Origin of the sequence: Dryocola mayonis (genome assembly GCF_051307045.1) — a bacterium.
GTDB lineage: Bacteria > Pseudomonadota > Gammaproteobacteria > Enterobacterales > Enterobacteriaceae > Dryocola.
The window spans coordinates 4,121,921-4,135,020 of the sequence record NZ_CP150452.1 but is presented as its reverse complement, the minus strand read 5'-3'; the positions used below and the strand labels follow the sequence as shown (position 1 = coordinate 4,135,020).

Genomic DNA, 13,100 nt, shown 5'->3' with positions numbered 1-13,100 from the left:
AAAATGGCCCCTTCCGGGGCCATAGAAAGGGCTTAAGATTCGTCGTGCTCTTCCCATGCAAGCGCGCGTTTCACCGCTTTCTTCCAGCCTGCGTAACGGAAATTGCGCTCGGTGGTTTCGATACCCGGACGGAACTCTTTCTCAATGACCGCTTTCTCGCTGACCTCATCGAGGTTCTGCCAGAAGCCAACCGCCAGGCCTGCCAGATAGGCCGCGCCCAGAGCGGTAACTTCACGCACTTCAGGGCGTTCGACGCGAGTGCCGAGAATATCGGACTGGAACTGCATCAGGAAATTGTTGGCCACCGCGCCGCCGTCCACGCGTAAGGCGTGCAGACGAATGCCTGAGTCAGCCTGCATCGCTTCGAGCACGTCACGGGTTTGATAAGCGATGGATTCCAGCGTAGCGCGGATGATGTGGTTTGAATTCACCCCGCGCGTCAGGCCGAAAATCGCACCGCGTGCATACGGATCCCAGTACGGCGCGCCGAGGCCGGTGAAAGCGGGAACGACATACACCCCGTTGGTATCTTTCACCTTGGTGGCGAAGTATTCAGAGTCGAAGGCGTCGCTGATGAGCTTCATCTCGTCGCGCAGCCACTGAATAGAAGCGCCAGCCATAAACACCGCGCCTTCCAGAGCGTAATTCACTTCACCTCGTGGACCGCAGGCGATCGTTGTCAGCAGCCCATGGCTTGAGGTCACGGCTTTTTCACCGGTGTTCATCAGCATAAAGCAGCCGGTGCCGTAGGTATTCTTCGCCATGCCTTCTTTCACGCACAGCTGCCCGAACAGCGCCGCCTGCTGATCGCCTGCGATACCGGCGATAGGAATACGCGTGCCGCCTTTACCGCCAATGTTCGTCTGGCCATAAACTTCGGACGACTTACGCACGTCCGGCAGCATGGCGCGTGGAATATCCAGCGCTTCCAGCATGCGGTCATCCCAGTCCAGCTCATGGATATTGAACAGCATGGTGCGGGAAGCGTTGGTGTAGTCGGTCACGTGCACGCGTCCCTGAGTCATTTTCCAGATAAGCCAGGTGTCAATGGTGCCGAACAGCAGTTCGCCGCGGCGAGCGCGCTCGCGTGAGCCTTCCACGTGGTCGAGGATCCATTTTACCTTGGTGCCGGAGAAATAAGGGTCGATGACCAGGCCAGTATTGTGGCGGATATACTCTTCCATGCCGTCACGCTTGAGCTTCTCGCAAATCTCCGCGGTGCGGCGGCACTGCCAGACAATGGCGTTATAAATGGGTTTGCCGGTTTCACGCTCCCAGACCACGGTGGTTTCGCGCTGGTTGGTGATGCCGATGGCCGCAATCTGATCGGAATTGATATCTGCTTTCGCCAGCACTTCTACCAGCGTGGAGCTTTGCGTCGCCCAGATTTCCATGGGGTCATGCTCAACCCAGCCTGGCTTCGGGTAGATCTGCTCAAATTCACGCTGTGAAACGCTGATGATATTGGCGTCATGATCCAGGACGACGGCACGAGAGCTGGTGGTGCCCTGGTCGAGCGCAACGATGTACTTTTTTTCTGTGGTCATAAACTTGTCCTGAAGTCAGTGGTGCTTAAGAGGCGTTTTGTTGTGCGGATGAGCGTGAAGCTTTCTCTTCAACGTCTTCGCAAACGTCGCACGGCAAATGGCGACCAATCAATTTACGATACCCGAATGCGCCTAAGGCTGCGCCCGTCAACGGGCCGAATACGGGCACCAGGAAGTAGGGGATATCCTTGCCGCCGGTAAAGGCGACCTCGCCCCAGCCTGCCAGCCAGGCGAACATTTTCGGGCCGAAATCACGCGCCGGGTTCATGGCGAAGCCGGTCAGCGGGCCCATTGACGCGCCGATTACGGCTATCAGTAAACCAATCAGCAGCGGCGCCAGCGGCCCGCGTGGAATGCCGTTGCCGTCATCGGTCAGCGCCAGAATCACGCCCATCAGAATGGCGGTAATCACCATCTCTACGGCAAACGCCTGCACAAGGTTGATGTGCGGGTTGGGGTAAGTAGAGAAGATGCCGGCCAGCTCAAGGCTGTCTACGCTGCCGCGCACCATGTGATGGGTTTGTTCGTAATCAAGGAACAAATTGTAATACAAGCCATATACCAGCGCTGCGGCGCAGAAGGCGCCTGCGATCTGCGCCACAATAAAGGGCGCGACTTTACGTCCGTCAAAGCAGGCGAAAAGCCACAGCGCGACGGTGACGGCAGGATTGAGGTGCGCACCAGAAACACCCGCGGTTAAGTAGATGGCCCATCGCCACGCCTAAACCCCAGATGATGCTGATTTCCCACTGTCCGAAGCTTGCGCCTGCCACTTTTAATGCCGCCACGCATCCTACCCCGAAGAAAATCAACAACGCGGTACCCATAAATTCTGCGATGCACTGGCCTTTTAAGGTTGGTGAAGCTGTCTGGCTCATAAGTAGGGTCCTGAAGGCAAAATTAATGATTGTTGTGAGTTGAGCGTCCCTGCCACCCTGTTGCCATGTAGGCATGGTGTTAATTTATCGTTAACGAACATAAACGAGAAATATCGAACCTTAAATTTGTGGCTTTCGTCATAAAAAGCGCGTTTTCGAGCCATAAATGAGCACTATCACACAGTAAAAGCAGGGTAATGCCCGCGTGTTAAAGATGTATTCTTTAACAATTAATGGCTAAGCAGGCCGCGGTCTCTCGGCATAAGCTGAAAAACGTTATGTTACGCAAAGAGCTCGGGAAGCCGCTGGACACGCCGTGCTGCGCTACTTACAATCGGGGAAACGCTGCGTGGTGCGCATATGTTCACAAAGGCGTCGCCGGACATCCCGGGACGAGGATAGCCATCCATCAACGCCTTGCAATTCAGGAGAGATTTGACATGTCATTTGAAGTTTTTGAAAAACTGGAATCGAAAGTACAGCAGGCGATTGACACTATCACGTTGTTACAGATGGAAATCGAAGAGCTGAAAGAAAAAAACAACAGCCTGGCTCAGGAAGTGCAGCAGGCACAGGGCAATCACGAAGAGCTGGTCCGCGAGAATAATTCTCTTAAAGAACAACAGCATGTCTGGCAGGAGCGTCTGCACGCGCTGCTGGGCAAAATGGAAGAAGTGTAGGTCACAGGCTGAAATAAAACGGGCGCCCAGGGCGCCCGTTTTGCATGTTGTAAGCTGATTATTCGATATCCAGCGGATCTTCGGAAAGGATAATGCCGGTGTTATCCGCGTAAAGGTGATCGCCGGAGAAGAAGGTCACGCCGCCGAAGTTAACGCGCACATCGCTTTCGCCAATGCCTTCGCCCGTGGAGCCGACCGGAATGGCGGCAATGGCCTGAATTCCAATATCCAGCTCTTCCAGATCGTCCACCTGGCGCACCGCGCCGTAAACCACAATGCCTTCCCACTCGTTTTGCGTAGCCAGACGAGCCAGTTCAGCATCAACAAGGGCGCGGCGTACAGAACCGCCGCCATCGACCAGTAAAACACGGCCACGGCCCATTCTGTTCGAGCAGATCGTACAGCAACCCGTTGTCCTCGAAACATTTCACCGTAATGATTTGCCCGCCAAACGACGACCGCCCACCAAAATTGGAAAACAGCGGTTCAACGACGTTGACGTCTTCCTGGTAGATGTCACAAAGCTCGGAAGTATCATATTTCATAGGATTTAATTTCTGTTGCTGCAGGAGCTGTCAGTATATCGCTTAATGTTAACTGTTGGCAAAACCATCAATTGTTAATTGATATTTATGGGGCCGCATTCTCCCCCGTTCAGGCTGATATATTTCCGGCGCGGCGGTAAAAGCCACGGAACGGGCGGGCTATTTGACAGCCGGAAAACAGCTATTATATGCTCAGTCTGTCCTTCACTTCCCAGCCGAGGTATTCGTCCAATGCGCAATTAATGCCCTCCGTCACCTTTGACGGCCTTCCCGCAGCTCCTTTCGGGCGTTGCTCTGGTGCATTAATTTCAAGGTTATCGCATGACGAATTCTCTCCTTACGCTGGAACGCGTTTCTTTTGTATTGCCTGACGGCAACCCGCTTTTCTCAAATCTCAACGAACAGTTTGACCATCGCCATACTGGCCTGGTGGGAAGAAATGGCGCGGGCAAGAGCCTGCTGGCGAAGATGCTGGCGGGCCTGGTGATGCCGACCTCCGGTCACTGCCATCGTTCAGGCAAAGTCAGATACCTGGCGCAGCATCTGTCGCCGCAAAACTACCAGAATGTTGCGATGCTGGCGGGAGTTGACGACCGGTTAGCGGCGTTAAGGCGTATTGAGGCAGGAAGCGTCGATCCGGCGGATTTTGACCTTGTGGGTGACGGCTGGGACTTACGCCAGCGGCTGAAAACGCAGCTGGAGTCCGCGGGGCTGGGCTATCTCACGCCGGCTTCGGCGGCGGACCGGCTGAGCGGCGGGGAAGCGATGCGGGTGGCGCTTACTGGCGCGATGTTGTCCGATGCGGACTTTCTTATTCTTGACGAACCTACCAACCATCTGGACGGCGCCAGCCGGCTGGCGCTGATGCAGCAGCTGCAGCGCTGGCCTCGCGGCCTGCTGACGATTAGCCATGACCGAACGTTGCTGCAGCAGATGGCAAGGATTGTCGAACTGTCATCGCTGGGTTTGCGCAGCTACGGCGGCAATTATACTTTTTATCAACAGATGAAAGCGCAGGAAACTGCCGCCGCCTCGCAAAAGCTTGAACGCCTTAAAACCGAGCGTAAGCGAGAAGAGCAGGCGCTGCGCGAGCAGCGTGAACGGTTTGAAAAACGCCAGCTTCGTAGCAGTCGCCAGAGCAAAGAGGCCAATCAGGCGAAAATATTACTGGGCCGCCAGAAAGGCCGCAGCGAGGCCTCGGCAGGCAAGCTGGCGAAACAGCAAGCGCAGACCAGGACGCAGCTCAGCCAGCAGGTGCAGGAGGCGGCGAAGCAAATGGAGACATCCACCCACATCGTCATGCACGCCATACCCGCACTCACGGCGCTCTCGCAAAAGGTGGCCGCGCTTAACGAGGCCGTTTTACCTTTCGCTCCGGAACCTTTCAGCCGGATAAACTTAGCTATCAACGGCGGTCAGCGAATGGGCGTCGTCGGCCCAAACGGCTGCGGTAAATCGACGCTGTTAAAAACATTGGCAGGCCTGCTGCCGCTGGCGTCCGGTCGCTGCGAGCTGCGGGTTAAGGCGGCATACCTTGACCAGCAGCTTTCCATACTGCGTCGCGAAGAAACGGTTCTTGAGCAACTTAAGGCGGTTAACTCACAGGCAGGAGAAGCGCAGCTGCGTATGCAGCTTGCACAGCTCGGATTAGATGCGACGAAGTTATTGCTGCCCTGCGGCAAACTCAGCGGGGGAGAGCAGCTGAAAGCCGCGCTGGCAACGGTAATTTATGCCGATCCGCCCGCTGGCTTTTTACTGCTCGACGAGCCGAGTAACCATCTGGATTTCCCTTCCCTGCATGCGCTGGAGACTTTACTCAATCAGTATCGGGGAACCCTGATGGTGGTGTCGCACGATGAGGCGTTTCTCAACCGGATCGGGCTGACGCACAGGCTTGTTGCAGGGGATAAGGGCTGGGAACTCCTCGCTCATCAGCATCCTGCTTAATGCGTCCATTAAAAATGCGTTCTGCTGAGCGCAACGCCTGTTGCAAACAATAGGTTAACCAACAATGCCGCTTTCACCGTACGTTCAAGCATCGGACGGATAGCGACAGGCTCTCTTTCACGCATGATGTACATTGCCTGTTTGATGAGAAGCGGCGCCGCCAGCATAAACAGCCATCCCCACAGGCTTTTTAGCCAGACCAGATTAAAGACCGCCAGGCACAGCAGCGCGCCCATCAGCAGACAAACATGGTAGCGGCGCGCCAGAACCGGACCCAGGCGCACCGCCAGGGTGTTTTTGCCGTTTTCCCGGTCGCTGTCGATGTCGCGCAGGTTGTTGATATTCAGTACGGCGGTAGCCAGCAGGCCGCAGGCCGTAGCGGGCAGGAAGACCAACGGCGCCAGCATGTGCGCCTGCAGATACCAGCTGCCGGCCACGCTCAGCCAGCCGAAAAAGACCAGCACGGAAATATCGCCAAGGCCCATGTAGCCATACGGGCGGGTACCGACGGTGTAGGTGATTGCCGCGACGATAGAGGCCAGCCCGAGCACCAGGAAACCGAAGAAATCGGCCGCGGTATGACAGGCGACGGCGACCAGAGCCAGGCCGGAGAGGCAAATAAGCACGACGGTGATAACCAGCGCGCGCTTCATTTGCGCCTGGGTGATCGCCCCTTTCTGCATGCCGCGCAGAGGGCCCGATGCGATCTTCTTTATCGCTGCCCTTTACCGCATCGCCATAATCGTTCGCCAGGTTCGAAAGAATTTGCAGCAGTCCCGCCGTCAGCAGCGCAAGGCCCGCCACCGCAGGGTCGAAGACGCCCTGCCAGTAGGCCAGCGCGGAGCCGCAGACGATAGAGGCAAAAGCCAACGGCAGGGTGCGGGGACGCAGGCTTTCCAGCCAGGCCCGCGTTATGCTTACAGAGTGCGAATCGTTCATCGTTATAGCTGCCAGTAAAAAAAATGGAGGGCATAAGCCCTCCATTTTGAAATGAAGAAAATACGTTGGGCGCGATTATAAGATAAAACGGCTCAGATCTTCATCTGCTACCAGCTCATCAAGATGCTTACTGACATAATCAGCGTCGATGCTGATGGACTGGCCGCTCAGATCGCTGGCTTCGTAGGAGATGTCTTCAACCAGGCGTTCGAGCACGGTATGCAGACGACGCGCGCCGATGTTCTCGGTGGATTCGTTCACCTGCCATGCCGCCTGAGCGATACGACGGATACCGTCTTCGGTGAAGTCGATATTCACGCCTTCGGTCCCCATTAGCGCTTTGTACTGCACGGTAATGGAAGCGTTTGGCTCCGTCAGGATGCGCTCGAAGTCTTCCACGGTCAGCGCCTGCAGCTCAACGCGGATTGGCAGACGACCCTGCAGTTCCGGAATCAGGTCGGACGGGCTTGCCACCTGGAAAGCGCCGGAGGCGATAAACAGGATGTGGTCGGTTTTGACCATGCCGTGCTTGGTGGAGACGGTGCAGCCTTCAACCAGCGGCAGCAGATCGCGCTGTACGCCTTCGCGGGAAACGTCCGGGCCGGAGGTATTGCCGCCGCGCTTGCAGATTTTATCGATCTCGTCGATAAACACGATGCCGTGCTGCTCAACGGCGTCAATCGCATCCTGCTTCAGCTCTTCCGGGTTGACGAGCTTCGCCGCCTCTTCTTCAATCAGCAGCTTCATCGCGTCTTTAATTTTCAGCTTGCGCGGCTTCTGCTTCTGGCCGCCCAGGTTCTGGAACATGGACTGCAGCTGGCTGGTCATCTCTTCCATGCCCGGAGGCGCCATGATTTCAACGCCCATCGGCGCCGCCGCCAGATCGATTTCGATTTCTTTATCGTCCAGCTGGCCTTCGCGCAGTTTTTTGCGGAATGCCTGACGCGCCGCGGACGGCTCCTGCGCCGTTTCGGACTGGCCCCAGTTATTCTTGGCCGGCGGGATCAGCGCATCAAGAATGCGTTCTTCGGCCATCTCTTCGGCGCGATAGCGGTTTTTCTCGATTGACTGTAAGCGCACCATTTTCATCGCGGAATCGGTCAGATCGCGGATGATAGAGTCTACTTCTTTCCCGACATAGCCCACTTCGGTGAACTTGGTGGCTTCGACTTTAATGAACGGCGCATTGGCAAGCTTCGCCAGGCGACGAGCGATTTCGGTTTTACCCACGCCGGTCGGGCCGATCATCAGAATGTTTTTTGGCGTCACTTCATGGCGCAGCTCTTCGTCCAGCTGCATACGGCGCCAGCGGTTACGCAGCGCGATCGCCACGGAACGCTTGGCGTTGTCCTGGCCGATAATGTGTTTGTTCAGTTCGCTGACAATTTCGCGTGGAGTCATTTCAGACATGGGGGATCCTTACGCCTTAGACGCTAATTCTTCGATAGTATGGAAATGGTTGGTGTAGATGCAGATATCACCGGCGATCCCCAGCGATTTCTCAACGATGTCGCGCGCGCCCAGCTCGGTATTTTCCAGCAGGGCGCGGGCAGCCGCCTGCGCGTACGGGCCGCCAGAGCCGATGGCGATAAGGTCATCTTCCGGCTGAATGACGTCACCGTTGCCGGTGATTATCAGGGAGGCATTTTCATCGGCCACGGCCAGCAGCGCTTCAAGCTTGCGCAGCATGCGGTCGGTACGCCAGTCTTTAGCCAGCTCGACGGCGGCTTTCACCAGGTGGCCCTGGTGCATCTCAAGCTTGCGCTCAAAGAGTTCGAAAAGGGTGAAGGCATCGGCTGTGCCGCCCGCAAAGCCCGCAATGACTTTGTCGTTGTAGAGGCGACGAACTTTTTTCACGTTGCCTTTCATTACGGTATTGCCGAGCGTGGCCTGACCATCACCACCGATTACGACATGGCCATTGCGGCGCACACTTACTATTGTTGTCACGAGCAGACCCCTTATTGCATCAGCTGAATACGTGCCCCAAACCGTGTTTGGGGCTGAATGCAATTATAGATGGGGGGGATTTCGGGGGTTTCAACCCCCGCCGAGACGAATGCAGTTGGAGTGGCCAGCCATCTTCAGACGATTGAGGGTGCCATCAGCGTTGTCTTTACCTTTGATTGGGCCAATCACCACGCGATTCCAGCCGTTGTTGGTGGTAATGCGCGAATCAAAACCTTCAAAAGCAAGCTGCGCGCGCACCGTTTCCGCCTGTTCGCTACCTTTGAATGATCCACACTGCACCATCCAGCGTTTTTCATCCTTTTTCTCCTGGGCGGGCCGGCGCAGGCTTAGCGGCTTCAGGCTCATGAGTAACGGGCGCCGCTTTTGGCTGCGCCTGGACCTGCTCACGAGGCTGCGTATTTTGCGCAGGCGCTCGCTGCTGAGCGGTGTGCGGCGGCGTTTGCAACAAATCCTGGTACGGCTGGGATGCTGTAGCACGCGGCGGCGACTGGACCGTTCTTTGCTGCTGCGTCTGCTGAACAGGAGCCTGCTGCGCGCTCCTCGGCTGCTGATAAGGCTGCTCGGTAACGCGCTGCTGCACGCGAGGCTGCTGCTGCGCTTGCTGTTGCAGCTGCTTTTGACGCTGCAAAGTTTGTTGACGCTGGGCCGGAGTCTGTTCGTTCCACGGCACTTCGTTTAGCTGCGTCGGCTGCTGGCGCATATCCGCCTGCATCTGCTCAAGCAGCTGGCGCTGTTCATTGGTGAGCTGGTCTTTGTTCTGCACTTCTCCACCGGCGGTAGGCTCGGTTGGAATACGTACGCCGGGCTGGCGGTTCTCCAGCTCTTTAATGTAACGCCAGCGTTCCTCAGGTTTCGGAGGAAGCCCATTTCCGGTCACTTTATGGCCCGGCAGAACTTCACTTTCCTCTTTTTTATGATGGGTAATGAAGTACAGAGCACCAATAAAGGTCACCAGAACGGCGGCCGCAATGGCAACCATTGTCGGCGAGATGGATGGCAGGTTACGTTGCTTTTTGCGGGAGGTGCTCTTCTTGCGCCGTGTCCCTGCCGATTGCCCGCGGCGTACATAATCTCTTTGTGCCACTATCGATTCGCTGTATTTATTCGTTTGTCAGCCCGCCATGTTACTTAAGGGGGGCCCCTTTGACCAGATTATGGAGTCCTAAAGCGGCTCATTTTCTTGCGCCCGGCGCGCTGGTGGTTCCTCGTTCAATGAGGTCGCAGTCCAGCAGGCGCGATCCGCTGCTAACGATTTCGCCGTGCAGCTGATCTAATAACAACAGCATAGCTTCCCTGCCGATAGCGAAACGCGGCTGCTGAACCGTGGTGAGCGGCGGATCGCAAAACTGCGATAGCGCGATATCATCAAAGCCCATAATGGATAAATCTTCCGGGATGCGCAGCCCGCTGCGTTTAGCCTGTGAAAGCGCGCCCAGAGCCATAACGTCGCTGTGGCAAAAAACTGCGGTAGGCGGAACGGGAAGCGATAAAAGCTGCGCAAGGGCCGCCGCGCCGGCTTCATAAGTAAAATCGCCGCGCGCGATGTAATGCGGATCGACGACCATTCCCGTACGACGTAAGGCCTGCACGTATCCCTGCAGACGATAATGGCAAAGCGGCATCTCTTCCGGCCCGGCAATACAGGCAATCCTTTCGTGGCCCAGCTGCTGCAAATAATAGACCGCGTTAAACGCAGCGGTAAGGTTGTCGATATGAACCGTCGGCAGCTCCAGTTCAGGCGCAAACTCGTTGGCCATCACCATCGGCGGCAGATTTCTTTGCTCCTCAAGGCTTGCATCAAACGGCAGGCGTGAGCCCAGCAGCAGCATTCCGTCGATTTGCTTGGTGATTATCAGGTCGATAAACGTTTTTTCCTGCTGATTCTGATGGGCGCAGTCGCCGATCAGCACCAGATAACCTTGTTCAGCGGCGGTGACTTCAATGCCGCGAATAATCTCGCTGAAGAACGGATCGCAGATATCCGGAACGATAACCAGAATGGTGCGCGATTCGTTACGCTTTGCATTGCGGCCTGGCGAATGAGGCAGATAGCCCACTTCTATTGCAGCCTGCTCTACCCGGCTGCGCGTGCTCTGTGAGACCTTATCCGGGTTCATCAACGCACGGGACACCGTTGCCGTTGAGACTTTCGCCTGCAGGGCAACATCTTTCATGGTTGCATTGGCAACCTGGTTCTTCGGCTTCAACTTCTTCTCCTCGCATGCACTCCGCAGGTCATACCGCATCCTTGCTGCCCGCTCGTGCTCACATTCTTAGCAGAATATGACGGCCGCCTGTTACAGAAATTTCATTAAAAATGTGACGGGTACATAATTTTTCGATCCGCTTCGCATAACCAGTCGGTCATGCGCTAGCCCTCAATCGGATCGACATCCAGCATCCACTTCACCTTGCGCGACTCCGGCAGGGTATTGACCAGCGCCAGGGAGTGGCTTATCAGGCGCTGCAGACGGGCGCGTGACGGGTGCTGTAGCAGAATCTGCCAGCGGAAGCGGCCGCCGCGCTTTGGCTGTAAAGACGGCACTGGCCCCATTATCCACAGCTGTTCATCACGCAGCGGGCTGGCTTCCAGCAAATTGCGCAGCTGTTGCAAAAACAGCGGCGCCTGGTGGTTGTTTTGATCCTCAGCGCGGAAGATAACGTGGCTGGTAAAAGGAGGCAAAAATACCGTCTGGCGCTCCATCAGCGCCTGGCCTGCGAAGGCGTCGTAGCCCTGGGTCAGCAACGTCTGCAGTAAGGGATGCTCAGGATGGTGGGTTTGCAGCACCACCTCACCCTGTTTACCCGCGCGGCCTGCGCGCCCGGAAACCTGAACGTAAAGCTGGGCGAAACGCTCGGCTGCGCGAAAATCTGCCGAGAACAGGGCGCCGTCAACGTCAAGCAGCGCAACTAAGGTGACGTCGGGGAAATGGTGGCCTTTAGCCAGCATCTGCGTGCCAATCAGAATACGTGCGCCGCCGCGATGAACCTCCGCCAGATGCTGTTCAAGCGCGCCCTTCCGGCTGGTGGTATCGCGGTCGATACGAGAAAGGGGAACGCCCGGGAATAGCGGCGCCAGGCTTTGCTCAAGCTGTTCCGTCCCCATGCCTACCGGCACCAGGTTTGTCGAGCCGCAGCCCGGGCACTGGTCGGGTATGGCACGCTGGCTGTCGCAGTGGTGGCAGCGCAAATGACGCTGGCCCTGATGCAGCGTGTAATAGCGATCGCAGCGCGGACACTCCGCTATCCAGCCGCATTCGTGGCAGAGCAGAGCAGGGGCGTATCCCCGACGATTTAAAAACAGAATGACCTGGTTATCCGCCTTCAGATGCTGCCCAATTTTCTGAATCAGCGCCGGCGCAAGGCCTGATTTAAGCGGCTGGCCTTTTAAATCCAGCACCTGCTGCAAGGCAGGACGCGCATTTCCCGCCCGTTTGGTCAGGTGCAGCTGGCGATATTTGCCGAGCTGTACGTTATGCAGCGTTTCCAGCGCCGGCGTCGCTGAGCCGAGAATTATCGGGATATCCTCCGCATGAGCGCGATACACCGCCAGATCGCGAGCATGGTAGCGCCAGCCTTCCTGCTGCTTGTAGGAGCTGTCGTGCTCTTCGTCGATAACGATAACGCCAAGGCGGCAGAAAGGCGTAAACAACGAGGAGCGGGTGCCGATGACAATCGCCGCCTCGCCGCTGCGTGCTTTCAGCCAGACGGCAAGGCGCTCGCTGTCGTTCAGCCCTGAGTGCAATACTTCTACCGGCGCGTTAAATCGTTCGCGGAAGCGGGCGATGGTCTGCGGCGTCAGGCCGATTTCCGGCACCAGCACCAGCGCCTGCAACCCTCGCGCCAGCACGTTTTCCAGCACGCTCAGATAAACTTCGGTTTTGCCCGAGCCGGTGATGCCCGCCAGCAGCCAGGCGGAAAAGCGATCCGCCGCGCTGTGAATGGCGCCTACCGCCGTGGGCCTGCTCGGTGTTCAGACGCAGGCGTTCTCCCGCAACCGACCAGCTCTCCCGCCAGTCCGTTGCGGCAGGCGCCGCGCTTTGCAGTTCGCATAGACCTTTGGCGCGCAGCGCCTGCAGGCCCTGCTCGCTGATATCCATTTCGCCCACCTGGTGACGCCAGATGTTTTTTTGCCGCACCGCCGCTAACGCCTGCTGCTGCTTAGGCGCTCGCTTCAGGCTATTAAGATCGACGGCCCTGCCTTCTTCCGTGGCAAACCAATACCACAGCGGCGCGTGGTGCGCGGGCTTGCCCTGGCGCAGCAAAATCGGCAAAGCGTGAAACAGCACATCGCCGATGGGATGGTGATAGTAATCTTTTGCCCACAGCAAAACGCGCCATAAAGACGGGGGAAATAAAGATGCGCTATCGAGCACGTCAACGACCGGTTTCAGCTCGCTGAGCGCAAGTTCGCTTTTATCGCTAACGGCGACTACAATCCCCACCGCCTCACGTTTGCCAAACGGAACCATTACGCGACAGCCCGCCGCGACCTGCATCCCGGCAGGGATCAGATAGTCAAAGGTACGGGCAAGTGGAACCGGCAGGGCGACGTGAGCGACAGGCATGAAAATATCCGGGATGATAAAAAAG

General features: G+C 56.9%; 6 protein-coding genes and 5 pseudogenes. 2 read left to right on the top strand and 9 right to left on the bottom strand.

Annotation, left to right across the window (positions count from 1 at the left end; translation table 11 throughout):
* Positions 1-32: 32 nt before the first annotated feature.
* Positions 33-1,547, bottom strand: a complete 1,515-nt coding sequence (gene glpK / locus WLO32_RS19955) for a glycerol kinase GlpK (protein WP_435946665.1) — start codon at positions 1,545-1,547, stop codon at positions 33-35.
* A 25-nt stretch (positions 1,548-1,572) separates the two neighbouring features.
* A pseudogene (locus tag WLO32_RS19950) lies at positions 1,573-2,425 on the bottom strand (MIP/aquaporin family protein).
* A 440-nt stretch (positions 2,426-2,865) separates the two neighbouring features.
* On the opposite strand from WLO32_RS19950, the gene zapB reads away from it, so the two are divergent.
* Positions 2,866-3,105, top strand: a complete 240-nt coding sequence (gene zapB / locus WLO32_RS19945) for a septal ring assembly protein ZapB (RefSeq protein ID WP_121266187.1) — start codon at positions 2,866-2,868, stop codon at positions 3,103-3,105.
* 58 nt (positions 3,106-3,163) lie between these two features.
* Here the strand turns inward: zapB and rraA are convergent.
* Positions 3,164-3,650 (bottom strand): annotated as a pseudogene (gene rraA, locus WLO32_RS19940) (ribonuclease E activity regulator RraA).
* A 321-nt stretch (positions 3,651-3,971) separates the two neighbouring features.
* On the opposite strand from rraA, the gene WLO32_RS19935 reads away from it, so the two are divergent.
* The gene (locus WLO32_RS19935; protein ID WP_435946664.1) at positions 3,972-5,597 is read left to right on the top strand and encodes an ABC-F family ATP-binding cassette domain-containing protein; all 1,626 of its coding nucleotides are present in this window, start codon (positions 3,972-3,974) and stop codon (positions 5,595-5,597) included.
* A gap of 8 nt (positions 5,598-5,605) precedes the next feature.
* Here WLO32_RS19935 and menA read toward each other — a convergent pair.
* From menA to priA, 6 genes and pseudogenes are all read right to left on the bottom strand, one after another.
* A pseudogene (menA, locus tag WLO32_RS19930) lies at positions 5,606-6,536 on the bottom strand (1,4-dihydroxy-2-naphthoate polyprenyltransferase).
* 75 nt (positions 6,537-6,611) lie between these two features.
* Positions 6,612-7,946, bottom strand: a complete 1,335-nt coding sequence (hslU, locus tag WLO32_RS19925; protein ID WP_121266179.1) for an HslU--HslV peptidase ATPase subunit — start codon at positions 7,944-7,946, stop codon at positions 6,612-6,614.
* A gap of 9 nt (positions 7,947-7,955) precedes the next feature.
* Complete coding sequence (hslV, locus tag WLO32_RS19920) at positions 7,956-8,486, bottom strand: ATP-dependent protease subunit HslV (protein WP_034461419.1); 531 nt, start codon at positions 8,484-8,486, stop codon at positions 7,956-7,958.
* A 90-nt stretch (positions 8,487-8,576) separates the two neighbouring features.
* A pseudogene (gene ftsN / locus WLO32_RS19915) lies at positions 8,577-9,591 on the bottom strand (cell division protein FtsN).
* A gap of 88 nt (positions 9,592-9,679) precedes the next feature.
* Positions 9,680-10,714, bottom strand: a complete 1,035-nt coding sequence (gene cytR, locus WLO32_RS19910) for a DNA-binding transcriptional regulator CytR (protein WP_435946663.1) — start codon at positions 10,712-10,714, stop codon at positions 9,680-9,682.
* A 164-nt stretch (positions 10,715-10,878) separates the two neighbouring features.
* Positions 10,879-13,075: pseudogene (priA, locus tag WLO32_RS19905) on the bottom strand (primosomal protein N').
* Between the last annotated feature and the right edge of the window lie 25 nt (positions 13,076-13,100).

Excerpts from the sequence above, each read along its gene's own strand:
- glpK (WP_435946665.1), bottom strand. The coding sequence starts at position 1,547 with ATGACCACAGAAAAAAAGTACATCGTTGCGCTCGACCAGGGCACCACC.
- zapB (WP_121266187.1), top strand. The coding sequence starts at position 2,866 with ATGTCATTTGAAGTTTTTGAAAAACTGGAATCGAAAGTACAGCAGGCG.
- WLO32_RS19935 (WP_435946664.1), top strand. The coding sequence starts at position 3,972 with ATGACGAATTCTCTCCTTACGCTGGAACGCGTTTCTTTTGTATTGCCT.
- hslU (WP_121266179.1), bottom strand. The coding sequence starts at position 7,946 with ATGTCTGAAATGACTCCACGCGAAATTGTCAGCGAACTGAACAAACAC.